Here is a 23,159-nt window from a genome sequence, read left to right on the forward strand (position 1 = left end):
ACTACTCCTTGGCCTTGCGGGCGGCTTTGCCGGTTTCCGCCTGGGTGGCTTCCGCCGGGGCGGCCTCGGGCGGGGCGGCCTCGGGCGCCTCACCGGCGGCGATCTCCGCCGCAGTGGTCTCGACCACGTCGCCGTGGCGCGCGAGCCGGCGCCAGAACGGGCTGGCGGGGACGCTGGCGCCATGAGCGGGGATGGGACGGCCGGTGGCCGGATCGCGAATCACCAGCCCTTCGGCCGGCTTCAGGTGCAGAATCTTCATGGGTTGCTTTCCCTCGGTTTGATCAGGTCGCGGGCGTCGGCCTCGGCGGTCGGCAGAGGCGGCTGGACGTTGCCCAGCGGCGGCACGTCCCAGGCCACGTCCAATTCGAGGAATTCGCCCATGGCCTCGTCGGAGACCGGCGACAGATCCTCGTACCAAATGGTAGAAAAGGAGCAGGCATAGACCGAGATCGAGCGGTTGTTGGATTTGCCGTTGATGACGCTTTGCACCGGGCCGGGCACCAGCCCGTCGATCTGATCGTCGAAGCCCAGCATCTGCATCTTCAGCAGCTGGCGGATGTCCCAGGCGATCTGGTAGGAGCCGGGCTTGCCGGCGGCGCCCCGCCGCCGCGCGGCCTCGTTGCGGCGGTTCTGGGCGGCGACGAAGACGGTATAGGTCAGCCGGACCTTCTGGCCTTGCCCGACATCCACACCGGCGCCGATCTCCTTGAGCAACACCAGGGCGCACGGAAAGTTGACGGCCGCGCTCGCCAGCTCCTGGTCGGTGTCGAACTCGCCGCCATAGCCGCCGACGGTCAGGGCATAGCCCAGCTTGCCGGCGCCGGTGCCGGCATGGGCAATGATGCGGTCGATGATCGCCTGTTCGAGGCCGGAGATGATCACGGCAGCACCTCGCGCAGATAGGCCTGGGCCAGGCCTTCGATCATCTGTTCATCGGCGGCCGACAGGCCGAGATAGGGCCGCGCCGGGATGGAGACCTTCTTGCCCCGCCCGGCCCTGCCGCCGAACTGGTGGATGGCGCCGTAGGCCAGACTGGTGCCGATCTCGACACCGGTGCGGCTGGCGCGGAACGTCATGGAATTGCGCAGATGCCCTTCGGCGAACAGGATGCGCAGATTGCCCATGCGGGCCTGCGTCCCTTTGCGGAATCGCATTTTCTGGGTGTAGACGCGCTTGGTGCCACCGAGACGGCTGATCACCGTATCGGCGGAATGGGGCGCCCAGCGGCGGCCATCGGGGCCGCTTTGAGTGTCGAAGCGGTTCCGGGTCGAAGTGACCAGGGCCGCGCCGATATCGGTCAGCAACGGCTTCGGGTCGGCCAGACGTTCGCCCACCTGGCGCAGCAGCGCCTGGACGCGGGCGAGCCCGGAGAAGTCGGAGACCAGGGAGGCGCCGCTCATGGCCAGGTGCCCCCGAGGCCGAACACGCGCGGCGCGGCGGTGCCCTGTACCCGCCCGCCGGCATTGGCGGGCTCGGGCAAACCGGGCGGCAGATCAAGGACGAACAGGCCCTTGGCGATACGCTCCAGGGTGGCGATGGCATCCTCGTAATCCACCCGCACCCGGCCATCGGGCTGGTCGGCGGCCAGGCGGTAGCGGGCAATGGCCAGGGCCAGTTGCCGCAGGGACTCGGGCACCACCGCCAGCGGCAAGACCGCCACCCGGCCCACATAGCCGTCGATCTCCGCCCCAGCCGCCGCCAGCGCCGCCGACAGCACCGCGTCGTCGATGGCGTCGGCGGGCGGGTCGGCGCGGTCGGTGAGCTCGATCAGCTCGACCTCCCCGAACGCGGCGATCATGTCGGCCTTGGTGGCGTAGGTCATGGCCCGTTACCCCTTGGCCTTGGGCCTGGTGGCTGCCTTGGCCTGAGAGGTGCCCTGTTCCACCGTGCTGGCGGGGGCAGCGCCCGTCTTGTCGTTGGCCCCCGTCTTGTCGTCGGCCAAGGCTGCCTCGGCGGCAGCGGCGCGGGAGAGGGCTACGTCACGTTCGGCCTCGGCCACCTCTGCCCGCCGGGCGGCAGTGGCCAGCTGTTCATGGAGATCCTTCACCCGGCGGTGCAGATCGTCGGTCTCCACGTCCCGATCGGCGGCAGCGGCGGCGTCCGGCGATTCGGCGAGAGCCTCCCTCCCGGCCAGGGAGACCATGCCTTGACGCAGCAGTTCGGCGACCTCGGCATCGGGCGCCTCGAAAACCTCTCCCGGCTTGTGGTGGCCGGAGGAAAGGCGGAGATGCCCGTGGGCGATATAGCCCGGCATTTACTTGGTCCCCGCGCCGATGAAGACGAAGCCGGCCAGCATGCCGGTGAGCACCGACTTCTGCTCCCGCAGGTTCGGGTACTTCCAGCTGCGGGTGTCCTCGTGATAGTAGGGCTGCTCGACCACCAGGCCGTTGACCAGGGTGTAGGTGTAGCCGAAGCTGGGCATGGCGCGCTGGAAGATGCCGGGCTTGGTCGCCGGATTCTGGGCGGTGGGGTTGACCCAGGCCATGACTGCGTGCGCGCCCCACATATCCTGGAAGCCGTCCAGCCCGTCATCCCAATAGGTGCGGGTGCCGACGCGGATGGTGTCGATCTCGATCAGCTTGGCGAACTGCTCCAGGGTGATGACGCCCTCGTGCACCGGGAAGCGGGCCAGAACCTGGGGATGCCGGCGTACCGCCGACCAGGCGCTCGGGCTCAGTACGAAGGTGTTGGGATAGCGGCCGCAGGTGCGGCGCACCGCCTCCTTCGCCTCGGCGATGTCGGTCAGCGGCTTGGAGTCGTCGTTCCACCACGACGTGAGGTTGGTGTAGGCCAGCTTGTGATTGGCGTCGTAGCTGGCGGCGCTGGTGGCCAGGGTGGCCTGATCGTGCTCCTGGATCTGGGTCAACACCTCCATGGTCAGGCTGACCGCCCCCTGGCCCAGGTCGATGTTGTGGGCGGCCTGAGCCTCCTGGGCGATCTCCACCGGGATCTTGGCGGTGATGGCGTCCTGGACCACCGCGTAGTCGTCGGCGGTGTAGCCGAACATCACCTCGGCGATGTGGGCGCCGGGAGCCCGCTTGGTGCTGTAAAGGCGAAACGCCTCCAGGCCGAAGCGGATGATCTTGCCGGCACGCAGGATCACCGGCACCGAGGGAAACAGCAGGGAGCCCACGGCATCGGTGTTGGAATAGCCGAGGGCCAGATTGGTGAGGACGGCATCGGCAACGCGAACGTTGCCGGGGCCGACCGGCGAGAGGATGGCGCCGGGAATGGTCATTAACGGTCTCCTTAACGGGGCAGCAGCAGGACTTCGACCTTCTGGCCGGCGGCGGACGCGGCCGACAGGGCGCGGCCCAGCGGGCGTTGGGTCGCGGCGTCGGTGACCGGGATCACCCGGCCGACGGCATCGGTGGTGAGATCGTCGTCGAGATTGAGGGCGGCGCCGGCCTCGGCCAGGGCGGAGCCCAGCACGTCGATGGTGGCGGCCTGGCCATCGGCGACGCCGTAGCGGGCGATGCCGAGAATCTTCTCGCCGATGGCCGTGGCCTGAGCGCCGCCGGCCTTGACGCAGCGCGCCGAGGCGATGGCGCCGGAGGCGGTGACGCTGCGGGTGTAAAGAGAGGTGAAGGTGGGGTGCAAGGGGACCTCCTTACTTCAGGATTGCGGCCAACGCCGTCGCGTAATCGATTTCGGGATGGGCACGCTGATAGGCGATCGCCCTGGCGTTGATGTCGGCGCTGAGGGGGCTGACCGTGTAGCCGTCGGGGGCGGCGAAATCGACGGCGCCGGGGTCGCGCTTGCCCTTGTCGAATTCCCCGCGCTCCACCAGCTTGGAGGCCTTGGACAGGCGCGAACGGTAGGCCTGGCGCGGGGTCAGCTTGACCGTCTTGCCCTCGTCGGCGGCCAGCTCGATCACGGCGGCGCCGTCATCCATGGCGGCCAGTTCGGCCAGGACCGAATCCTTCTCGCCGGGGGCGAGACGACCCTCGGCGATCAGGCCGTCCACGAAGGCGGCATCGTCCTTCTTGCGGCTGTCGTCCTCGGCGGCGGCCAGGGCCACCGCGCGGGCATCGACAGTCTTCTCGCGAGCGCCCAACTCGGCTTCGCGCTTGATCAACGCGGCCTCACGGGCCGCCAGATCCTCTTGGGTCCCCATGGGGCCTCCATTGTCGGGAGTGGAAAAACTGGTGGTGGGCGCGGCCCGCTCCTCGGCCTGGGTATCGGCCTCGATGCCGGCAGCGGTGGAGCGCAGATCCTCGGCCACATAGGCGGGCATGATCTTATCGGCGGCCTCGACGCCCTGCTCCTGGATCAGCCAGTCGCGGAAACGGCCGAAACCGTTGGCGATAGAGCGAAAGGCCCAGGGCATCCGCCAGTCGGCGGCGCACAGATCGATGACGACGGCATCGTCGTCCCCCTCGCCGAAGGCGATGGGCTTGAGGCCCGGCACCGCCGGGGCGCGGGCGCCCAGCAGGCCGAGATGCTTGGGGTAGTGCGAGCCCGGCTTGGGGTTACCCCGCGATGCCGGGCGATAGAACGACAGCGAGCGGTGCTTGTAGCGCCCGGCCTGGAGGCTGGCGGCGAAATCGGGATCGACCCCGTCCAGGTCGCACAGCAGCACCTCGCCATCGACCCGCAGGTTGCGCATCCAGCCATAGGCGGGATCGTCCATCTTGGGATGGCCCACCACCGCCGGGGCGTCGCGCAGGGCCGGATCATAGGCGGCGGCCAGTTCGATCATGTCGGCCGTGGTCACAGTCACCTGGCGGCCATTGGCGTCGGCATAGGTACCGGGCCGCAGGATCTCGACGGCTTCAAGGGTAAGGGTGTCGGCCAAGGGTGCGCCCCCGCATCGGGAAAACCATGCGGATCAGGCTAGGGGCTGCGGTCTTGGAGGGTAACCCTGAGGGATTTCAGGGCCGGGCGGCATGGGGGATGCGCGCCTCATTGTTGCCCTGGTTTTCCCGCCCGCGCAATCCCCAACCCCGCCTGCCTGGACGCATGCCCATTGCCGCGCCTCTAACGGGGGTCTAACGGGGGGGTGGACGGCAGGGCCTTGCCCACGGACCCGGAATTGATTTCGCCCGCCAGCGGCGCTATGATGGGCGCACGACGGCGCTGGTCGGGAGTGGCTCCGACAACCATCGCCCGGCGCTCCGCCGGCCACCTCGGCGAGGGCCCCACCTCACTATCTCCCATACAACAGTTTGCCGATCCGGGACCGGTCCAATTGCTTGGGCTTGTCCGAGGGCACGAAGGTCCAGGCCTCCAGCCGCCCCTTGTTGGCCTGGGCCACCAGGGTCAACGCCCCCTTGTCGGTATCGACCACCTTGATGATCCGCTTGCGCAGCTCGACCTTGCCGGTGCCCTTGTGCCGCTCGAAGGCCATCCAGATTTCGAAGGGATCGGCCAGCAGGTCGGGCAGATAGGGCAGCCAACCAGCCCGCCGAGGGTCCACATGGGCGGCCAGGGAGGCGGCATCCACCAGCACGCGGCTGCCATCGGGCAGCGCGAAGACCCGCTCCGGCCCGCCGATCACCTGGGTGATGATGCGGGACAGATCGTCGGCGGAGGAGGCCTTGCCCCCCAGCAGCGCCTTGCTCGCTGGATCGAGCCGGGGCTTGTCCACCGGGACCAGGGCCGGGCGATTGGCGGTGACGCGGTCACCGGGGGTCAGCACCTCCCAGGCGTCTCGCTTGGCCTGGCGCCACTGCTCCATGACCTGGTCGTTGAGCCTGTGGCCGAAGGCGGCCTCGCCGGGATTGTAGTCGAAGCCGGGGCCGATGCCCTTGGGCACGCTGACGGTCATGGGGCCGGACGGCGTATTGATGGTGTGCGTCACCATGGGGTCGGGGGGCGGATCGTCGGATATGGCCCAGCCGGCCAGCTTGGCGACCCTGGCCGACAGCACGTCCACCTGGCAGTGGCACCCCCAGTCGTTGATGGGCCAATGCGTGCCCCACCAGGCATGCGACAGGGGCAAGGTGGTGCCGTGCCAGGCCTTGTGCTCCTTGCGCTCGTGGTCGCTGGGGTTATGGCGGTAGCGGCCCACCGGATCATCCAGGCCCTTGGCCTGTTCCCAGCGCCCGGCATTGTAGGCCTGGGACAGGTTGGTGTTGTAGATCACCGCTGACCGCCAGCCGCGCGAGCCGTTGTAGCTCCAGCCGTGACTCGCCACCAGGCGGTCGAAATCCTTGCGGAAGTCGGCGAGCGTCCGGCCCTCGGCCAGGGCCTTGCCGATGGCCTGGTGAAAGCCGGTGACCAGTTCGTCGGTGGCGGCGCCGGCCACGATGAAGCCGCGCCCATGCTCGCGCCCCTTGATGTCCGTCCAGGACTTGGACGGCAGCGCCAGCTTGTTGCGGTGATAGTCGATGGCCTCGGCGAAATCCACGCCCTGGCCGGTGGTGCCGTCACCGGCCATGGGCGGCGTCCAGGCGGCCGGTCAGATTGCCCAGCGTCATGGCCTCGGCGATGGCCAGCCCCAGATCGGACGGGTCCAGCGCCGGATAGAGGTCGGCCAGGCGGCCCAGCACATCGGCCAGATCGCCGCCCCCGGCCTCCACGTCGGCGAGCATTTGGCGCAACTGGCCGATCAACCTGTCCATGGCCGGAGCGGCAGCGGCGTCCAGATCGGCGGCGAGATGGTCCATGGGGGCCGGGCGGTCGGGGGCCGCCAGTGCCGGGACGGGCGGCGCCAAAGAGTCTGCCGATACCAATGGAGTGTCGGGCGCCGCTGGCGGCCGGGCGTCGATCTGCGACACGATGCCGGTATAGGTCCACCCGCCGGACCATTGTTCGGTGATATCCGCCGCCGGGTCCTCGGGCTCCCAGCCGGCGGCCAGCATGGCCTTGATATAGTCCAAGGCCATCTGGCGGGCCTTCAACTGCTCCTGTTCGGTCTTGGCTTCGGCCTCCTTGCGGGTCGGCCGGGGCCGCCAGACGGAGGCCGGACGCGCATCCGGGTAATTCGCCTGGCTCACCCAGGCCAGCAACTGGCCGTTCAGCGTGCCGGACAACAGATCCGAATCGGCGTCGATGATCTCGTCCTTGACCGTCTGGTGGACCTGGCCCAAGGCCCGGCTGCCGGCGTTGCCCTCGCTGGTGGTCAGCGTCTCGCCCAGCACGGCGATGGTGATCATCTGGTCGCAATAGGAGACCAGATCGGGATAGGTGACGGTGCCCGAGCGCATGGCCTCCAGCAGCTTGACCACCGTCCCGGTGGGGACGGTCATGGCGCATTCCTGGGCGATGCCGGCCAGCTTGGCCAACAGCTTGTCCTCGTCCTCGGGCAGCATGGTGTCCGGCACTTCGCCGATCACCGTCGGACTGCCGAATTTGTCGGCAAAGCCCAGCCAGAACTGGGCCGCCATGCGCTTGAAGTACACCCACCAGAACAGCTGGTGGCCGAGGCCGCGCCCGTAGGGATCGCCGGTCTTGTCGCCGAATCGGTGGACCAGGAACTTCTTTTCCGGCAATTCCTCGCCGAACAAAGGGTTTTCCCAGGTCAGCAGCCGGGGCCGCCCCTCGTCGTCGAAGACGAAGCGGCGCTGGTCCTTGGGCTTGATCTCGACGGGGACATTGTAACCGTCCACCAGATCCCAGATGATCTCCGCCACGGCATAGCCCTTGAGGTTGGCGTCCAGCAGATCCAGGCAGACCCGGTCGAAGGACAGTCCCCACTCGCCGCCCAGCACCCGCTCGGCCAGTTCGACCGCCAGGCGGTCCTGGCGGCGGGGGCCGCCGGGTTCGACCGTCCAGGTGCGGGCCACCATTCCCAATTTGCGCTTCTGCAGCACGGCAAAGGCCAGGGGGTCGCGCTCGATCTCCTCGTAGATCTTGAGGCCCTTGCCGCCGCCCTGGGCGATCAGCACATCGTCCTGGGGCCGCATCAGATCCCCGAAGACCTGGACGAAGATGTCGCGCTTGGGCGTGGCGATATGCTGGCGCAGGCCGGGCTTGAGGGTCATGACTGGAATCCTGCGAGGCTGTGGGAGGTGACGGCCCGGCGACCGCCGGTGCGGATGTTGGAGCGGCCGGAGCGGATGGATTGGGCCATCTGCCACAGCATCTCCAGCATGTCGGGGCCGTCGTCGTGGGCGGCCTGGGGATAGAACAGCAGCTGTTCCTTCAGCACGGCTTGGTTGGCGCCGATGCGGATCAGGCCATTCCTGATGTGGGGTTCCAGACTTTCGATACGCAGTGCCTTTTCCGTGGTGGATTGGATGCCCACCATGGGAATGGGGGTGCCGCGTATCGCCGATTCCTTAACCAGCTGCTGGGCGAAGAAGGCCTGGAACTGGACGATCTCGACGCCCCATTTCAGGCATTTGTATTCGCGATGAAGCGCCTCGATGTCGGCCATGATGACGCTGGGCACCCGCTTGCGGATCGAGGCCTCGACCACATCGAGAATGCCGGTGGCGCGGTTGAAGCCGCCGACGCCGATGGCCGAGGGATCGGCGTTCTTGCCCGCGCCTCCCATGGAGGGGTCGCAGGCGCCGACGAACACCCATTCGGCCAGGCGCGAGGTCCAGAAGGTCAGGTGCGCGAACATCTGGTTGGCGCCGTCCATGGGCTCGTTTTGGTATTCCGAGCTGAAGGGGCCGTCCCCGATGCGGACCCTGATCTTGGCCAGCTTGACCAGGGGCTGGACGGCGGGCCACAGCACCTTGCTACCTGCCAGCATCTCTGCCTCGTGGTCGTGGTAGAACTGGTCGGCCAGGGCCTCGGCCAACGCGGGATCGGAATTGCGCAGGATGCCTTCCCACCGCTCCCACAGATCCAGGCGGTCGGGCTGGCGGATCACCGCCTTGAACACCTTGCAGCGCCACAGGGGATTGCGGGATTTCCGCATGGCCACGGCGTCGTAATGCAGGAAGGTGTTGACCCAGATCAGGTCCATGGAGCCGTCGGGCGGACCCAGGGGCTCCACCGTCTTGTCGATCCAGGATTCCAGCTTGTTGCGCTGGTCGGGATTCTTGACGTTCTCGTCGTTCTCCAAATCGTCGGCGATGACCAGATCGGGGCGCTGGGCACCGTGACGGAAGCCACGTAGCGCCTTGCCGGCACCGCCGATCTTGACCTTGGCGCCGGTGATCGTGACAATCTCGCCCGCCTGCCACACCGGCCCGGCGCCGGTATCGTCGGGAAAGTCGGCCCGCAGGCGGGGATTGAATTCCAACTCGGATTTGAGGCCCTGAAGATGGACGGCGGCCTGGTCGAAGGTGTCGGACAGGATGACCGGAAAGCGCTTGATGCGCCGGATCAGGCACCACAGGGTGAACAGCAGGGTGACCACCGTGGATTTGGCGTTGCCGCGCGGCGCGGCGATCAACTCACGCCGCCCTTCCGGGGCCACGGCCACCTGGGGCAGGTGGTCGAACAGCCACTCGTGGAACTCGCTGGACTCCCCCTTGATGTAATGTGGGAAGTAGGTGCGGCAGAAGAAGCGGAAGCCGTCATCGGCCAGGACCTTGGCCCGGCGTTGAGCCGAGGCGATCCGATCCATGGTGAAACCGGGGCACTCGGTTTCGATCAGACGGCGCTGTTCGGCCGCCAGCTCGGCCAGGGACTTAAGGAAGTCGTCGGCGGTGACCCGCTTACCGCGCCCAGTCATGACAATCAGCCGTATTTCTTGGCGACGAAGGCCCCGAAGGGCTCCAGGATCTCCAGGAGGCCGGCGCGGTGATCGGGGAATTCGCGGGCCACGAACTCGGCTAGGTCGGACAGCAGCTCGGTGGCCACGGCGAAGCGGCCGAGATCGGGGGCGGCCTTGGCCACGGCAGACATGGTCTTCTGGAAGGCGTCGGCCAGACGCGACAGGGTTTCGGCCCGCTGCATGGCCGGCAGGGTGATGTCATCGCGCACCGCGTCCACGGTGGACTGGTACATGGCCAGGAAATCGTGCAGCACCAGCTGGGCGATGGTGCCTGCGCCGGAAGAGGTGAGCGAATGGGCGGCGCGGGCCTTGTCCCAATCATCGGCGGCGGCCGAGGCGGCGGCCTTCCACTTGCGCGCCGTGGCATGGGGGATTCCGGTACGGGCGGCTGCCTGTTCCAGATCCAGCTTGTCGACCACATAGGCGTGACGGATAGCGGCCTTGGCCTCGGGCGGATGGGCCATGTCAACCTCCCAGCCGGGCGCGGGCGGCGTTAGAGGCGGCCCCCATGATGTCGGCCGGGGACGGTCGTTTAACGCCCGGCACGCGAGCGCGGCCCGACGCCACGTCGGCGCCGCGCGGGGTCAGGGTGACCACAGTGACGGGGCCGCGCGGGGCGACGGTCACCAGCCCCTGCTCGGCCAGCCAGGCGCACAGGGTCTCCACCTGGTCGCGGGACATGCCGAAGCCGATCTGGTCGAGCAGATCCTGCAGCACCGAGGTGTTGTGGGAGTAGTCCCCGTCATCGGCCAGGAAGCGCAGGATGGCGAGGCGGGCGGATTCGATGATGACGTCGCTCATTTCAGGTGAGCCTCCAATGCGCCCTCGACCATGGATCTGACCGGGGTTTCCACCCGATGCAGGATGGCGGTCACCACGCGGATGTCGCCGCCCAGGCGCTCCATCTGGATCTTGAGGTCGGCGATGTCGCCTTTGGTCGGCAGATCGGCCAGGGTCGATTCCAGCCGTTCGAACCGGATCTCGCCTCTGGCGAAGCGATCGGTCACCTCGTCATGCGCGGACTCGTGGGTATCGCGGAATTCGCTGAACTGATCGTGGGTCACGAACTGCTTGCGGGCCGACCACGCGGTCCACATGCCCAGCCCCCCGAGCAGACTGCCGAGGACAGCGGAAATGATGGGCCACCATTGCAAGATCCAGTCACCCATCAACGCCCCTCCTTGTCCAAAACATGGCCGTCCGCATCCGCCAGCGCTGTGTCATCAGCGTAATGGGGCGGCGGGATCACCAGGGGCCGGGGTTTGATGCCTGCCCGGACCAGGGATTCGGCGCGAAAGCGCTCCTCGCGGGCTTGGGCCTCGTCGGCGGTATCGCTCACGGTGCGATCTCCGGGGCGCGGGCGGCGTCCGGGGCGGCGATGGTGGCCCCTGCGGCCAGGGCCGCACCGTCTTGTTCGGCGGTCTTCGCCGCCAGGGCGGCGATGGTGGCCACGTCTACGGCGTCCTGTCCGATCCGAGCAGCTTCGTTGCCGCCGATTTCGAGGAGTTCCAGCGCTCCAAGGGACCGGGAGAGGGCGGCACGTAATTGCGCACAGCCGTCGGGGCCGGCATCGGCTTGGCCGAGGGGGCCACCACCACCGCGCCGATCCGCTCCGGCGAGGGCGAGCAGGCGGTTGCGAGCAGCATCAAGGTCAGCAGACAGGCGGACGCCATCAGCCTGGGCGCGGGCGGTATCCTGGGAGAGGCGGGCATAGTCGTTCTCCAGCTTGGTGTATTGATCGATCTTGTCCTGCATCAGGCGGAGCACGATTTCGGTCTGGTCGGCCAGGGTGGTGGCGGCCTCGGCCCGCAGATCGGCGACGGCCTGGCCGTGGATTGCGGCGTCATAGCGATGCACCAGGATGCCGGACAGGATGGCCGCGCCGAGGGCGGCCAGGGTGGCGAGACGCAGACTCACAGCCCCGCCTCCATGCGGGCGGTGTAATCGGCGATGCGCGATACATAGGTCAGGGTCTCGCGGGAGTGAATGCCGGTCACCGTCCCTAAGCAAGGGGCAATCACGGCCCACAGCCGCGCGCCGCCGCAGACCTTCTGGGCGTTGATGATATTGCCCGCCCCGGCGTTGTAGCTGGCCTGGGCCAGGGGCTGGCGGTCAGCGGAATCGCGCCCGGCGCGCCAGATGTGGCGCAGCCTGGCCATGTAATAGGCGCCGGCCTGGATGGCGATGTCGTGATGGGGGGACGCCGCGCCCAGGCGCAGCTCGCGGGTCACCTGGTCCCAGGTGCCGGGCATGAATTGCGCCAGGCCCTTGGCGCCCACCGGTGACACCGCCGCCGGGTCGAGGCGGCTTTCGGCGTACAGCTGGGCCTTCCAGCTCGCGGGGCGGGGATAGTCGGGCCAGTAGGTTTTGACCGCCGAGGCGATCTCGTCGTCGTAGCGGCTGGAATAGATCGTCCCGGCGCTGGCGGCCGAGCAGCCCATCAGGGCGCCCAACAGCAGGGCCAGGCCGATGAAGCGCAGGCCGTAATAGAGCGCCAGGCCGATGGGGTCCTTGGCAATCTCCTCCATGCTCTGGGCGAAGGTCCGCCCGGCTCGTTGGTCGAGGTGGGAGGACAGCCAGATCAGGCCGAGCACGGCGACGACGCCGTACCCCAGCTTGAGGAGAAAGGCGGTGATGGCGAAGTCGCTGAAGTCGAACATGGGAGGCCCTCGCGGCGGGATTGCGATCGATGCGAGGGTATGGGGTGCGAGGGCGCCATTGAGCCCTGTTGGACTTCAGGTCCAGTCAATCCCGCAGGATTTCAGGCGGCCAAAGCATCTCAGCCTTTGGCCATGTATGCAAGCAGCGGCGGCTCCTCGACCGGGGCGGCGGCCCCCATGGACCGGGGGCGCGGCCCGGCCAGTGTGGCGTAGACGGTGCGCTCGGTGCAGCGCATCTCGGCGGCGATCCGCGCGATGGTCCATTTGTGGACCTCGCGCAATTCCCACACCCGCGCCCGCTTGCCCGGCCCCAGCGGCACATCGATATGGGTGCCGCCGTAACGCTGCGCCAGGCTCTCGGCCGCCGCAATCCCCACCAGGATCACCACCGGCGTCTGCGGCCCCAGGCGGCGCGGCGACGGGATGTAAAGGGCGCGCCCGCCGCGCTCCTTGGACAGGTGCAGCGCCAGACTCTCCCCGATCAATTGGGCGATATCGGCATAGCTGATGATGCTGGCGGCCATGGTTCAACGGTCTTTCAAAGGGAGGTGTTACTGGGCCGACGCGGCCCTATTCGGCCGCCGCAGCATCCAGAACATCGGCCACCGTTTCGTCCACGGTCATGGCCTCGTCGTAGGCGTTGGAGACATCACCGACCAAGTTGTCGGCCTGATCACGGGGCCAGCCCGTCTTGGTCACGACGCCATCAATGACGGCCTGGCGGAATTCGGAATAGGTCAGGTCATCCATGGCGTTTCCTCCAATTGTTTCGATCTAAACGAGGTGTGTCAGATCGCCAGCAAAGGACTTTCCAGTCCATCACGGCACCAGTACGCGACGGTGAAAGCCGGCCAAATAGTTTTCCAGAACCATTTGCATTCAGGCGTGTAGCGCTCCTGGATCACATGCCACCAGTCGTCGTGGCCGATGCATTCGAGGATGGCGGAGCTGGTGTAAATCTCGTGAGCGAGCAGGTCACGGGGCAGCCCTTCTTCGATATTCTCCAGTTCGTCCCAGGCGTCCCGCGCCTGCGCCTTGGTGCTGCACTGGTCACGCCGGGCCAGCAAGATGGCGTCCTTGATCGCCCGGCGGGTGGAATCCTCGTCGTACTCCCTGGCTCGCTGCCCACGGGTCTTCCCCATGAAGTAGTCAAAATCGCAGGTGGTGACGAACTCACCAAGCGGCTGGCTGCGGTGCTGCCGAGGCCAGATATAGTTGAACGACCCATAGCTGCTTTCGATGGCGATCATGCCGGTGACGTCATCAAGGGCGATCAGCGCCCACTCATGTCCGGCCCGCACCCGGAAGATTTCTGCTGTGGAAATGACTGTCATGGCTTCCTTCCTGTCGCCCGTCTTTTGGGGCCGTTGTGGCTCATTCAGACCAAGGTCACTGAGACTGCTTCGCCGCCCGCACGCGGGCGCCGAGGTCGGTGATCAGCTTGTCGAGATCGGCGGCGCGGCAAAAATGCAACGATGCCACCTTGACCAGGGCGTAGGCGTGGGCGGCGAGGTCGAGGGCCGGGGTGGCGCCGGCCGCCGCCAGGATGCGCCACTGGGCGGCCAGCACGGCGCGCCGGCCCCGGAATTCGGAGCCCAGTTTTTCGAAGGTGTCCCAGGCGACGCCGGCGCGGGTGGCCCAGGCCTTGAGGCCCTCGATCACCGGGGCGGCGTCGGAGGCGCGGACGAAGCGCAGATCGTCGACCTGGTGCTGGCGCTTGACCCAGGCGCGCAGGGCCGATTCCCTGGGGTCCGTGACCTCGCCGAGATTGTAAAGCGAGATCCACAGCGCCCGGGCCAGCCTGGCATGGGGCGACCGGGCGGCATTGGCCGGCGCCGGAGTCCGGTTGCCGCCGTTGAGGTGGTCGAGCACCTGGCGCAGTTGGGCGTCGGTGCAGTCCTTGGCCGAGCGCTTGCCGGTCTGGGCCGCCAGCATGGCGCGGTAGGTGTCGTCGTCCAGGCCCTTGGCCTTGGCGGCGGCATGGACGGCGGCGTTGAGCGCGCGGCGGGCGGGGGTTGTGGTCATGCGGTCCTCCCTGGAAACAGCGCCCTGGCCCGCATGCGCCCGGCCTGGCGATAGGCCTTGGTGCAGATCCAGCCCGCCACGTCCCCCACACGCCACACGGCATCGGCGGCCAGCAGCAGGAGGACGCGCAGGATGGGACGCCACAGGTGGTGGGGGTTACGGTTGCTCATGGGGCGGCCCCATCCTCTTCGCGGCGGATCACTTCGGCCATGGTGGGCACGCACGGCCATCCCCAGCGGCCCTGCGCCTCCCGTGTCGGACAAGGCGGCGCGCCTCGGGCTGGGCCGGTAGTCTGGGCAGACGACCAGCGGGCAGCGCAATTGAGAGGACAGATCCCAACGCTGGACTCCCCATAGGGAGTGGGTTTGGACTTGATCATCGGGCAGCCCCCGGCATCTGGCGGACGCGGAGGCGCTCCGGCCATTCGGCCTGGCGGTAGCTCAGATCCCGGCCCACGTCGGGCGACAGGCGGATGGCGGCGCCTCCGTGGACCGTTGGCAGGAGCCCCCTCCAAGGTGCATGCTGGGCACTCTCGACCACCAGGATGGGTGACATGGCTACCGACAACATCGAACCCGTCGCCAGGGCGATCTGCGAGCGCGAGGTCCGGGGTTCCCCAATGTCTCCGAGGCCGAACTCCCCGCCCTGGTGGATCGGTACTGGCAGGTGATCGCCGCCCAGATTGTGGCGGGGCTGCGTGACGACGACGGCAACACGATCCCGCACACACCGGCCACCGGGATCGCAGCCTGGGAAACGTGGCTGGACGAGAGGCAGTAGGTGGTCATCGCAGCACCTCGTCGGCGACATCGAACAGGCGCTGGCGCCCCCGATAGGGAATGGGCTTCGGCAGCAGCTGCGCGTCGGTCAATTCCCAGGCGAAGCGATCCTCGCCGAAATCGCCGAATTCCGCTGATGGCCCGCTCGGTTGCCAGGTGTTGCAGTCGTGACAGGCCACCACCAGCACCGTTCCCAGCAGGCATCCCAGCGGCAGGCGCGCGAGGCTGGTGAAGCCGCCCGCCGACAGCGCCGGGATGAACGATTCCAGTGCCGGGTCCTGGCGGGCGGGGGTGCGGTAGTTCAGGTATCCCCGCAGCAGGTTGATGTCGTCGGTCGCCTTGGCCGCGTGGATTGCCAGCCTGCGCCCGATCAGCCAACGCGGCGCCGGCCAGCCACGGGTTTCATAAGGCTTGACCATCCCGACCCAACCGGGCGCGGGAATGAAGATCAGACTGGCGTGGGGCTGCCAGAGAGAAAGCGCCTTCATGACGGATCTCCGAACATATCCATGGTGTCCGGGCAGCGCCCGGTCTCCGCCTCGGTAGTGAAGGCGGTGCAGGTGGGCTGTCCGTCGGCGCCGAATTGCCAGGCCTCGGGATAGAGCGGGTTGGAAACGTCGAAGGTCATGGTGGCCGATAGGATCGGGCACGGCTCGCCCAGGGCGGGGTCGGCGCGGTAGGCGGCCTCGCGGGCGCAATCGGCGCACCACGCGCCATAAAACAGCTCGCCCTCGGTGCCGTTGGACGGGCGGTATTTCTGCCCGGCCCGCTTGGCGCAGACGGTGGCGAGGTCGTCAGGATAGATGGTGCGGTCTGCCATGGTCAGGCTCCCGAATTTCGTTGGTGGTATTCGTTGAGGGCATCGCGCATGTCCGGCCAGGTGAGGCCAGCGGCCTCGGCGGCGGCGAAGATGCGCATCAGGTCGGTCTTGGGGTCCGGCTGCTCGGCTGCCTGGCGCAGGGCCAGCGGCGCGAGGGTGCGGCGCAGATCTGCGGCGATCTGGCTCAACTGGTGCCCGGCCCGGGTGCGGCCGAGGAGACCGGCGCCGATGCGGGCGACGGTGTCGAGCTGCAGCAGGGTGTCGAGCAGCCGGGCCATGGCCTACAGCCCCCGCACGCTGAAGGGCGGCAGGCCGTTGGCCGTGCGATACTGGTTGGCAGCGGCCAGCAGGCGCTTGGGCGGCAGGGCGCAGCCGTCGATGGTCCAGGCGCCAGTCTCGTTCAGGCCGACCGTCTGGCCGCAGCCGCGCAGGTAGTCGGCGACGGTGTCGATGGTGGCCGGGGCCGCCGCCTGGGCTTCGGGCGGGCGGCGGATGGCGTCCTCGGGCAGGCGGGGGCGTTCGGGGGCGGCCCGGGGCTTGGCCAGCGCGGCGCCGACCTTGGCCGCCTTGGCCTCGGCCCAGGCGGCGGTCAGGCACTGACGCGGAATCTGCTGCTCGACCTGCAGGGGGGCGAGGCCGAGTTCGGCGGCCATCTCTTCGACGCTGCGGCCCTCCAACACCATGTCGCGCAGGCGGTCCTTGCGCTCCTTGGCCCAGACCGTCACCGCGTAGTCGCGCTTGGGCTTGACCTGGGCGGCAGGCTCGCGGATCTCGACCGGCGGAGGCGGCAGTTCGACGCCCGGGTCCTGGCCGGTGGCCGCCAACTCGGGTGCGGGGGGCGGCGGGGCTTCGGTCTGCTGCCCGGCCCGGCGGCGCTCGCGCGCCTCGCGCCATTCGGCGGTCCAGCCGAAGCGATGGGCGTTGGCGAAGGCGCCGTTGTCCTTGAGGCCCATGGCGGCCTCGATCTCCTTGGCCTCCAGGCCCTGCAGGCAGAGGCGGCGCAGCTCGGTCTGGCGCTCCGGGGTCCACCGGAGATGTCCCGCAGGGACCTTGCGGGCGGGCTTGACCTTGGCGGTCAGCTCCTGGGCGGTGCCCTCCTGGCCAGGGTCTTGTGCAGGCGGCGGTTGGCCTCCTCGATCTCCCGCCTCTGCTCGGCCGGCGTCTGGCATTGCCACGGGCGTTTCGACAGGGCGGTCATGATCGGCCTCCTCGATGGGCTCATCGCCCGGCATGATGATGGCGTCCCACTGCCGCTCCTCGGCCAGCTCGGCGGCGAGATCGTCGCCGTGGCCGATCAACGGCCCCAGGGAGGCGGCGGACTCGGACAGGCGGATGATGGTGTCGGCCAATTGGTCCGTGGCCTCGGCAGGGACGTGGTACAGCGGCCCCAGCACGTAACCTTCAGCCTTGGCGGCGAGGTCGATCACGTCGCGGCCGGCGGTGGGGAGCAGCAGCTCGATCAGGTGGAGGCGCAGCGCGGGTCCGGTGGGGATCTTGGCGGCGATGGTCATGGCGGGCGGTCCTCAGGGATGGCCCCGGCGCCGCTCCTGGCGCCGGGGGCTGTGGAGGGTCAGTCGGCGACGGCGGCCAGGGCCTTGGCCAGTTCGTAGACGCGCTTGCGGACGGTGGGATCGGCGATGGTGTAATAGGCGCGGACCAGCTCCAGGGTTTCCCGCTTCATCATCGGGTCGGGCTCGAAGCCGGTGGGGGCCTCGGTCAGGGCGGCATCCCCCTTGATGATGTTCACCGGGCTCTGGGCCTGGACGCCGTCGGCCATGTCGTCGAAGAAGTAGGACACCGGCACGTCGAGGACGCGGGACAGGTCGAACAGCCGCGAGGCGCCGATGCGGTTGGCGCCGCGTTCGTATTTCTGCACCTGCTGGAAGGTCAGGCCGATGGCCTCGCCCAGCTTCTCCTGGGACATGCCCAGCAGGGTGCGGCGCAGACGCATGCGGCCGCCCACATGGACGTCCACCGGGTTGGGGGCGCCGGAATCGAGGCGCCCACGGGTGGAATGATTACCGGTGGGGATCGGGCGGGACTTTTTCGGAATGGTGCCGGAACCGGCGGGCATGATATTCATGGTGCTCTCCTGATATCGCGGCGTTTGCCGCTGTGAAGGCCGGTCCCGGTGCAACGGGGCCGGCCAAATCCTTATGGGGCGTTGGCCACCGCGAGGGCGGCCTTGGCGATGTCCGAGATGGGTTGGCCGAGAATGTCCTGGGCCATGGCCTTGGCCACCGGCGCCGGGATCAGCAGGGTCTCGTTGCCCCAGCGCATCTCGAACGTGCCGGCATCCTCCCAGCCATAGGTCAGGGTGGCCTCGGTCCTGGTCTGCATGGACTCAGCCCTCCTGCCCGGTCTTGGGGGCCAAGATGCCCTCGTCGACCGGCGGCCAGGGCTCGCGCACCACCTCGGGCCTGGGGATGCCGTCGGTGCAGGCGGCGGCCTGCTGTTCGGCGACCATCACCTCATCCATGGTGCGGAATTCGGTGAAGGCCCAGAGCGTGCCCGGTGGCACGTCGCGCGCGGCCTGGGGGCGGCGGGCCTCGGCGCAGGCCGCCAGGGTGTCCTCGGCCCAGGCAGCATGATCGATGATCTCGCCCGACTCGCCGGGCAGCAGCTGCAGGGCGACGTGGTCAGCCAGCTGGCGCGGGGTGTCCCAGGCCAGCCGGGGCGGCAGGTGCATCTGGTGCGCCTCGTACTCGTCCTCCAGATCCAGCTCGACCTGGACCTTGTGGACCGAGCGCACGCCCATGTCCTGAAGGGGGGCGTCGAGAGTCACCGCTTGGCCTGGAATGTAGCGGGCGATGGCGGCCAGCACGGTGGTGTCGATCTGGTCGCGGGTGATGGGCAGGAGGCGCGGCTCGTGCTCGGCGGCATCCTGACAACCGGCGCAGCGCGTGGGGATGATGGCGCCGCCAACCTGATGGCGGCAGGACTGGCAGGCGGGGAAGCGCAGGGAGTGCTGGGACATGGCTCAGGACTCCTTCGCTTTGGCGATCCAGCGGGCGATATTGTCCTCAACCCACTCACCGGCGGCGACGAACAAGTCCTGAAGAGATTCGCCATACAGCCAGGTGTAGGTGGTGTGCGCCCACGAGTCCGACCAACTGCTTCCACTGCTGTGGTATTTGCGAACAGGGGTAGAGACCATGGCGAGGATGCCAAGGTGTCCCTTCTCAATCAGCCAATCGGCCACATGGCCCGCTTCAAGTTCGTCGAAATCGTCTCGCTTAAGGAGCTTGGCAATAGCCGGAAGGCTTTTGATAAGCGGATCGAAATTCACGTTTCCGGCCTCGAAGGACTGGATGAAATCCTCGAAGAAGGTTTCGGTGAATACGTCGGGAAGGCCGTCATCGATCCAGTTGGCGCAGGACAGCGCGATGGGAATGATGGCATCGAAGCGAATGCCTTCCTCGGCGCAGATTTGCAGGGCATCGGCGGAGAAGTTGCTCATGGCGTCAGCCCTCCCCCTGGATGCCGGCCTGGACGCGCTCCGGGACGCCCAGCAGGCGCAGAGAACTGGAGATCAGGTCGCGGGCCACCTCGGTGTTGCCGCCCTCCAGGGACAGGTGCATCAGAGCGCGGTCCAACAGGTCGGCCAGTCGGGTGCTGATCTGCTCGGCCTCCTCGACCTGGCGGCGCAGGCTGCGGCGCTCGAAGGCGGCGGGGCCGGGCTCGATTGCGGCCAGGTCGAGGGGAATCATCGACCAGTTGGCCTGGGGATTGGGCCGGCGGTAGATGCGGATGTAGCGCTTGGAGCCCACAACACGGACGGAATCGTCGATGGCGCGGCAGAATTCGGGCCAGCGGGGATCGTCCACCTGCATGCGGCGCAGCGCCAGGATGGAGCGGACGTCCACCTTGCCCTCCTGGTCGACCTTGAAGGCCCGCTGGATCAGGGTCATCAGGAAGGGATCGACGCCGGTGCCGCGCTCGCGGATCAGGGTGTCGAGCACCGTCTTGGCCGCCTGCAGCTCGGGGCCGAGCACGATGCGCTCGGACACCGCCACCTTGACCTGGAGCAGGCCATCGAAGCTGGTGAAGGTGCGGTTGCCCTTGGTCTCCTTGGGCTCGACGCCGTAATCCTGGGCGATCAAGGCGTCCAGGGCGGCGATATCGGCGTCGGTGTGGGCGGCGAAGCGGGCCAGCTCGGCCGACAGATCCTCGCCGTAGGCGGCCACCTTGCGGACCATCTCGTCCATCAGGCGGTCCATGGGCTTGATGTTGGCCAGCGCCACCAGGTCGCCCTGGGCGTTGGGGAGATAGGTCTCGCCGCCGATCACGACGGCGCCGGGGATGGTCTTTTCGGGGGATTGAACGGTCATTGAAGGGCCTCTTACGGCTGGGGTGGAATGAAGTGGGTGATGCCGAGGGACGGGGCGGTCTGCTCGATCTCGGCGGCGATCTCGGCCGAGGCGGTGAGCAGCACCACCAGGGCGAGGACCAGGGCCAGGCTGGGCAGGATCAGGGCGCGCATGCGGCATCTCCCTCGGCCAGCATGGCCATGGCCCGCGCCACGAAGGCTTGGGGATCGCGCAGCGCCGCCCGGCGGGCGACGGCGCGGAACTCATCGACCAGCGCATCGACCATGCGGGCGGCGGCATCGGGGATCTGCTCGGAGGGGATGTCGATGGCCTCCGGCCGGCAGGCCGCCAGCAGGCGGTCCATGCGGGCCGCCAGATCCGGGTCACGGGCGCGCCGATCCTCGATTACGGCCATGGCATGGTGGATCGTGGTGGGATCGCGCCGGAACAGCCGCCCGATCTGGGAGTAGGAACTGCCGAGGGCGAAGCGGATGATCCACATGGCCACCCGACGCGGCTGGGCCAGTCGCTGGCTGCGGCAATTGCCATCCATCTCCGGGATGGTGATGCCGAACTCGTCGGCCACCAGCCGCTTGATGGTGCCGCCGGTGATCATGCCGCACCTCCGCGCTCGGGGGGCTGGGGGCCGAAGCCGAGGGCCGAGGCCCGGGTAACGGCGCCGAGACGCAGCTTGCGGGCCAGGGCCAGGGTCTCGATGTCGGTGGTGGCGATGATGTCGGCGTGCAGGCGCAGCGCCACCTCCCAGGCCCAGGCCCGCGAGGCGGCCTCGTTGAAGATCGCGATGAAGGTCAGGCGGGCGGCGCGCGACAGGGTGGCGCCGTCGGGGATGGCGGCGAAGGACTGGGCCAGACCCTCCATGGTGGCGGCCAGGGAATCCGCCGGGTCGGCCACCAGGCCCTCCTCCATCAGGTGGACCAGGTCGCGGACGTCCTGAAGGTTGGTGACGAAGGCCCGCAGCTTGGCGGCATCCTGGCGGCGGCACTCGGCGTCGATGGTGGGCTTGAGCCAGGTCTGGGCGGTGGCCAGCAGCTCGTCCAGCAGCATGGTGCAGGTATCAGTCATCGGCGCTCTCCTTCGGACGGTGGGGCAGGATTGGCGGACGGTGGGGCAGGATTGGCGGACGGTGGGGCAGGATTGGCGGACGGTGGGGGCAGGATTGGCAGGCCCGGTACAGCCGCGCGGCGCGGGACGAGGCGGCGGAAAACGGCTTGGCGGCCTGGGCGCGGCATTTGGCCAAGGCGATGTCCTCGCCGAAGGCCGGGCAGCGCACCTGGTCCATCAGCTTGGCGCGCACCCGGGCCTCGACCCGGTCCAGGCCGGCGGGATAGCCGCCCGACAGCACCAGGGAGACCGAGGCCCGCGCCATGCCGATGCGCCGGGCGGCGGCGGCGATGGACGTGGCCGCCGCCTCGGCCCGCAATTGGGCCAGCCAGTCGGGATCGTCGGCGTGGGGCATCAGGATGGCGGGCGCTACAGGCATGCCGGCTCCTCCTCGCGCCACACCACCTTGCGGAGGTTGGGGTCGAACAGTTGGTGGGAGCGCTGGATCTGCGGCGGCAGCGGGCCGGTGCTTTTCGAGGGCAGCAGGCGGTAGCCGGTGGGGATGCGGTTGTCGGCCGGGCGGTCGGTGACCATCACGTAGCCGGCCCGGACCAGCCAGCGGACGAAATGGGTGGCATCCACCCGGTTGATGGCCACTTCCTCGGTGGAACCCAGCCTGACCAGATCGTCCAGGGTGAATTGGCCGAGGATGCGGATGGTGCGCCAGATGGCCCGGCGGCCCGCCCCCATCTCGACACGGCTGCCGTCCCTGCGGACGCGCGGCGTCTTGGCGCCGTCGTCCTGGGCCAGAAGGTAAGCGCCATCCGCCTCGGTCAGGATGGCGGCGGCCGTTAGACGGGCGAGATAATCCTTGACCGTTTTACGGTCGGCGGACAGGCGCGGCGCACGGGCTTCGGCGAAATACCCCATGATCCGGTCAAGGGTTATGCCCTGGCCGCCGGACAGGGCGCGCAATGCAATCCACACCGCGTCCTGGCCCGTGACGGCCCGGCCGGTGGCGATCTTGTCGGCCGGCTGGCGGCCGGGGTGGCGGGGATGGGCGGCCATCAGGAGTGCCTCTTGCGGGCGACCACCGCGCCGGTGTTGAACTTGCGCTCGCCCCACAGCTTGCGGTCCACCTTGTCCCAGCCATTGCGCAGGCCCTCTTCCTGGATATCGTCCAGGTTGGCGGCGACGCGGCGCGTGCAGCCGGTGACCTCGGCCAGCAGATGCATCAGCAGATCGTCGGCGATCTCCACCTTGTCGCAATACAGGCGGGTCAGGTGGCGGGCGTCGTCCAGGGTGCAGGGCAGTGCCGGAGCCGGGCGGGCCATGCGGTTGTGCAGCCGCTCGTACCGCTCCAGCTTGACCGGCAGATCCTCCTCGCCGATCAGGATGATGGGGGTGTTGGCGATCTCGTAGAGGTCGCGGATGATCTCGATATAGCCGCGATCCACCACATAGTCGGCCTCGTCCACGAACAGCACCATGCGCCCCGTCATCAGCTTCTCGGCGGCGATCTCGATCAGGTCGTAGACCGGCCGGGAACGGTAATTGACGCCGGGGGCCAGTTCGCCCAGCAGCGCATCCATGAACTTCTTTTTGGTCCAGGTGGAGCGCGCCTCCACATAGACCGCGCGGTCATCCAGCTTGTTGGCGGCGTATGTGGTGGCGATGGATTTGCCGTAGCCGGAAAAGCCGTAGAAGCAGCCGATGCCGGGCAGATGGGGCTTGCGGTCGCGCAGGCGGCCGACCAGTTCCTGCATGATGGCCACGTTGGTCAGCGGCGCGACGGTGTTGACGATGGGCGTGATCACGGTCATAAGATTCCCCTGTGTGTTGATGTTTTCTAAGCCGCCCGCCGCTCCAACGGCGGGCGGTTTG

37 protein-coding genes are annotated in these 23,159 nt (G+C 68.3%); all 37 read right to left on the reverse strand.

Annotation, left to right across the window (positions count from 1 at the left end; translation table 11 throughout):
- Position 1 precedes the first annotated feature (1 nt).
- The 37 genes from H261_RS11680 to H261_RS11850 all read right to left on the reverse strand — a co-directional run bounded on the left by H261_RS11680 (position 2) and on the right by H261_RS11850 (position 23,098).
- A complete protein-coding gene (locus H261_RS11680) occupies positions 2 to 259 on the reverse strand; it encodes a DUF2635 domain-containing protein (RefSeq protein WP_008617691.1) in 258 nt (85 codons plus the stop codon).
- Positions 256 to 882 carry a phage protein Gp37 gene (locus H261_RS23350; RefSeq protein ID WP_008617692.1) on the reverse strand — a complete coding sequence of 209 codons (627 nt, stop codon included), beginning with the start codon at positions 880 to 882 and terminating at the stop codon, positions 256 to 258. The genes H261_RS11680 and H261_RS23350 overlap by 4 nt, the downstream gene beginning before the upstream one ends.
- A complete protein-coding gene (locus H261_RS11690; protein ID WP_008617693.1) occupies positions 879 to 1,400 on the reverse strand; it encodes a phage virion morphogenesis protein in 522 nt (173 codons plus the stop codon). Before H261_RS11690 ends, H261_RS23350 begins: the two co-directional genes overlap by 4 nt.
- On the reverse strand, positions 1,397 to 1,822 hold the full coding sequence (locus H261_RS11695) for a gp436 family protein (protein WP_008617694.1): 426 nt from the start codon (positions 1,820 to 1,822) through the stop codon (positions 1,397 to 1,399). Before H261_RS11695 ends, H261_RS11690 begins: the two co-directional genes overlap by 4 nt.
- Positions 1,823 to 1,828: 6 nt before the next feature.
- On the reverse strand, positions 1,829 to 2,254 hold the full coding sequence (locus H261_RS11700; RefSeq protein ID WP_008617695.1) for a hypothetical protein: 426 nt from the start codon (positions 2,252 to 2,254) through the stop codon (positions 1,829 to 1,831).
- Complete coding sequence (locus tag H261_RS11705; RefSeq protein WP_008617696.1) at positions 2,255 to 3,238, reverse strand: major capsid protein; 984 nt, start codon at positions 3,236 to 3,238, stop codon at positions 2,255 to 2,257.
- A gap of 11 nt (positions 3,239 to 3,249) precedes the next feature.
- Complete coding sequence (locus H261_RS11710; RefSeq protein ID WP_008617697.1) at positions 3,250 to 3,600, reverse strand: capsid cement protein; 351 nt, start codon at positions 3,598 to 3,600, stop codon at positions 3,250 to 3,252.
- A gap of 10 nt (positions 3,601 to 3,610) precedes the next feature.
- Positions 3,611 to 4,798: a hypothetical protein gene (locus tag H261_RS23355; protein ID WP_008617698.1), complete on the reverse strand. Its 1,188-nt coding sequence runs from the start codon at positions 4,796 to 4,798 to the stop codon at positions 3,611 to 3,613.
- Positions 4,799 to 5,149: 351 nt separating this feature from the next.
- Positions 5,150 to 6,382, reverse strand: a complete 1,233-nt coding sequence (locus H261_RS11720) for a PBECR2 nuclease fold domain-containing protein (RefSeq protein ID WP_008617699.1) — start codon at positions 6,380 to 6,382, stop codon at positions 5,150 to 5,152.
- A complete protein-coding gene (locus tag H261_RS11725) occupies positions 6,372 to 7,928 on the reverse strand; it encodes a DUF935 domain-containing protein (RefSeq protein WP_008617700.1) in 1,557 nt (518 codons plus the stop codon). Before H261_RS11725 ends, H261_RS11720 begins: the two co-directional genes overlap by 11 nt.
- Positions 7,925 to 9,577: a phage terminase large subunit gene (terL, locus tag H261_RS11730; protein ID WP_008617707.1), complete on the reverse strand. Its 1,653-nt coding sequence runs from the start codon at positions 9,575 to 9,577 to the stop codon at positions 7,925 to 7,927. The genes H261_RS11725 and terL overlap by 4 nt, the downstream gene beginning before the upstream one ends.
- 5 nt (positions 9,578 to 9,582) lie before the next feature.
- Complete coding sequence (locus H261_RS11735; RefSeq protein ID WP_008617709.1) at positions 9,583 to 10,083, reverse strand: DUF1804 family protein; 501 nt, start codon at positions 10,081 to 10,083, stop codon at positions 9,583 to 9,585.
- 1 nt (position 10,084) lies between these two features.
- The gene (locus H261_RS11740; RefSeq protein WP_008617711.1) at positions 10,085 to 10,420 is read right to left on the reverse strand and encodes a VpaChn25_0724 family phage protein; all 336 of its coding nucleotides are present in this window, start codon (positions 10,418 to 10,420) and stop codon (positions 10,085 to 10,087) included.
- On the reverse strand, positions 10,417 to 10,788 hold the full coding sequence (locus H261_RS11745; RefSeq protein WP_008617714.1) for a DUF2730 family protein: 372 nt from the start codon (positions 10,786 to 10,788) through the stop codon (positions 10,417 to 10,419). The genes H261_RS11740 and H261_RS11745 overlap by 4 nt, the downstream gene beginning before the upstream one ends.
- Positions 10,788 to 10,958 (reverse strand): hypothetical protein, encoded by a 171-nt coding sequence (locus H261_RS25435; protein WP_008617716.1) that lies wholly within the window; start codon positions 10,956 to 10,958, stop codon positions 10,788 to 10,790. Before H261_RS25435 ends, H261_RS11745 begins: the two co-directional genes overlap by 1 nt.
- Positions 10,955 to 11,536, reverse strand: coding sequence for a hypothetical protein (locus H261_RS11750; protein WP_008617719.1), 582 nt, complete (start codon positions 11,534 to 11,536; stop codon positions 10,955 to 10,957). The genes H261_RS25435 and H261_RS11750 overlap by 4 nt, the downstream gene beginning before the upstream one ends.
- Positions 11,533 to 12,279 (reverse strand): transglycosylase SLT domain-containing protein, encoded by a 747-nt coding sequence (locus H261_RS11755; protein WP_008617720.1) that lies wholly within the window; start codon positions 12,277 to 12,279, stop codon positions 11,533 to 11,535. The genes H261_RS11750 and H261_RS11755 overlap by 4 nt, the downstream gene beginning before the upstream one ends.
- 119 nt (positions 12,280 to 12,398) lie before the next feature.
- Positions 12,399 to 12,803, reverse strand: coding sequence for a hypothetical protein (locus tag H261_RS24530; RefSeq protein WP_008617721.1), 405 nt, complete (start codon positions 12,801 to 12,803; stop codon positions 12,399 to 12,401).
- Positions 12,804 to 12,849: 46 nt separating this feature from the next.
- A complete protein-coding gene (locus H261_RS11765; RefSeq protein WP_040476299.1) occupies positions 12,850 to 13,029 on the reverse strand; it encodes a hypothetical protein in 180 nt (59 codons plus the stop codon).
- A 38-nt stretch (positions 13,030 to 13,067) separates the two neighbouring features.
- A complete protein-coding gene (locus tag H261_RS11770; RefSeq protein WP_008617722.1) occupies positions 13,068 to 13,613 on the reverse strand; it encodes a hypothetical protein in 546 nt (181 codons plus the stop codon).
- Between the two features lie 55 nt (positions 13,614 to 13,668).
- Positions 13,669 to 14,304: a regulatory protein GemA gene (locus H261_RS11775; RefSeq protein ID WP_008617723.1), complete on the reverse strand. Its 636-nt coding sequence runs from the start codon at positions 14,302 to 14,304 to the stop codon at positions 13,669 to 13,671.
- Complete coding sequence (locus H261_RS25440) at positions 14,301 to 14,474, reverse strand: hypothetical protein (protein WP_161625026.1); 174 nt, start codon at positions 14,472 to 14,474, stop codon at positions 14,301 to 14,303. Before H261_RS25440 ends, H261_RS11775 begins: the two co-directional genes overlap by 4 nt.
- 614 nt (positions 14,475 to 15,088) lie before the next feature.
- A complete protein-coding gene (locus H261_RS11785; protein ID WP_008617738.1) occupies positions 15,089 to 15,571 on the reverse strand; it encodes an ASCH domain-containing protein in 483 nt (160 codons plus the stop codon).
- Positions 15,568 to 15,903: a hypothetical protein gene (locus H261_RS11790; protein WP_008617740.1), complete on the reverse strand. Its 336-nt coding sequence runs from the start codon at positions 15,901 to 15,903 to the stop codon at positions 15,568 to 15,570. Before H261_RS11790 ends, H261_RS11785 begins: the two co-directional genes overlap by 4 nt.
- Positions 15,904 to 15,905: 2 nt before the next feature.
- A complete protein-coding gene (locus H261_RS11795) occupies positions 15,906 to 16,181 on the reverse strand; it encodes a hypothetical protein (protein WP_008617741.1) in 276 nt (91 codons plus the stop codon).
- A gap of 3 nt (positions 16,182 to 16,184) precedes the next feature.
- Entirely contained in the window at positions 16,185 to 17,414 is a 1,230-nt protein-coding gene (locus tag H261_RS11800) for a hypothetical protein (protein WP_008617742.1), read from the reverse strand.
- A gap of 59 nt (positions 17,415 to 17,473) precedes the next feature.
- Positions 17,474 to 17,986 (reverse strand): helix-turn-helix domain-containing protein, encoded by a 513-nt coding sequence (locus H261_RS11805; protein ID WP_008617743.1) that lies wholly within the window; start codon positions 17,984 to 17,986, stop codon positions 17,474 to 17,476.
- Between the two features lie 71 nt (positions 17,987 to 18,057).
- Positions 18,058 to 18,243: a hypothetical protein gene (locus tag H261_RS11810; protein ID WP_008617744.1), complete on the reverse strand. Its 186-nt coding sequence runs from the start codon at positions 18,241 to 18,243 to the stop codon at positions 18,058 to 18,060.
- Between the two features lie 4 nt (positions 18,244 to 18,247).
- Positions 18,248 to 18,880 (reverse strand): acyl carrier protein, encoded by a 633-nt coding sequence (locus H261_RS11815; RefSeq protein WP_008617755.1) that lies wholly within the window; start codon positions 18,878 to 18,880, stop codon positions 18,248 to 18,250.
- 3 nt (positions 18,881 to 18,883) lie between these two features.
- The gene (locus H261_RS11820) at positions 18,884 to 19,363 is read right to left on the reverse strand and encodes a hypothetical protein (protein ID WP_008617757.1); all 480 of its coding nucleotides are present in this window, start codon (positions 19,361 to 19,363) and stop codon (positions 18,884 to 18,886) included.
- A gap of 4 nt (positions 19,364 to 19,367) precedes the next feature.
- Positions 19,368 to 20,234 carry a DUF3164 family protein gene (locus tag H261_RS11825; RefSeq protein WP_008617759.1) on the reverse strand — a complete coding sequence of 289 codons (867 nt, stop codon included), beginning with the start codon at positions 20,232 to 20,234 and terminating at the stop codon, positions 19,368 to 19,370.
- Positions 20,235 to 20,245: 11 nt separating this feature from the next.
- The gene (locus H261_RS25445) at positions 20,246 to 20,386 is read right to left on the reverse strand and encodes a hypothetical protein (protein WP_161625027.1); all 141 of its coding nucleotides are present in this window, start codon (positions 20,384 to 20,386) and stop codon (positions 20,246 to 20,248) included.
- Positions 20,374 to 20,829, reverse strand: coding sequence for a helix-turn-helix domain-containing protein (locus H261_RS23360; RefSeq protein WP_008617761.1), 456 nt, complete (start codon positions 20,827 to 20,829; stop codon positions 20,374 to 20,376). The genes H261_RS25445 and H261_RS23360 overlap by 13 nt, the downstream gene beginning before the upstream one ends.
- A complete protein-coding gene (locus H261_RS11835; protein ID WP_008617762.1) occupies positions 20,826 to 21,296 on the reverse strand; it encodes a hypothetical protein in 471 nt (156 codons plus the stop codon). Before H261_RS11835 ends, H261_RS23360 begins: the two co-directional genes overlap by 4 nt.
- On the reverse strand, positions 21,289 to 21,714 hold the full coding sequence (locus tag H261_RS11840) for a hypothetical protein (protein ID WP_008617763.1): 426 nt from the start codon (positions 21,712 to 21,714) through the stop codon (positions 21,289 to 21,291). The genes H261_RS11835 and H261_RS11840 overlap by 8 nt, the downstream gene beginning before the upstream one ends.
- A complete protein-coding gene (locus H261_RS23365; protein ID WP_008617764.1) occupies positions 21,705 to 22,343 on the reverse strand; it encodes a hypothetical protein in 639 nt (212 codons plus the stop codon). Before H261_RS23365 ends, H261_RS11840 begins: the two co-directional genes overlap by 10 nt.
- The gene (locus H261_RS11850) at positions 22,343 to 23,098 is read right to left on the reverse strand and encodes an AAA family ATPase (RefSeq protein WP_008617765.1); all 756 of its coding nucleotides are present in this window, start codon (positions 23,096 to 23,098) and stop codon (positions 22,343 to 22,345) included. The genes H261_RS23365 and H261_RS11850 overlap by 1 nt, the downstream gene beginning before the upstream one ends.
- Between the last annotated feature and the right edge of the window lie 61 nt (positions 23,099 to 23,159).

Origin of the sequence: Paramagnetospirillum caucaseum, assembly GCF_000342045.1 — a bacterium.
Taxonomy (GTDB): Bacteria; Pseudomonadota; Alphaproteobacteria; order Rhodospirillales; family Magnetospirillaceae; genus Phaeospirillum; species Phaeospirillum caucaseum.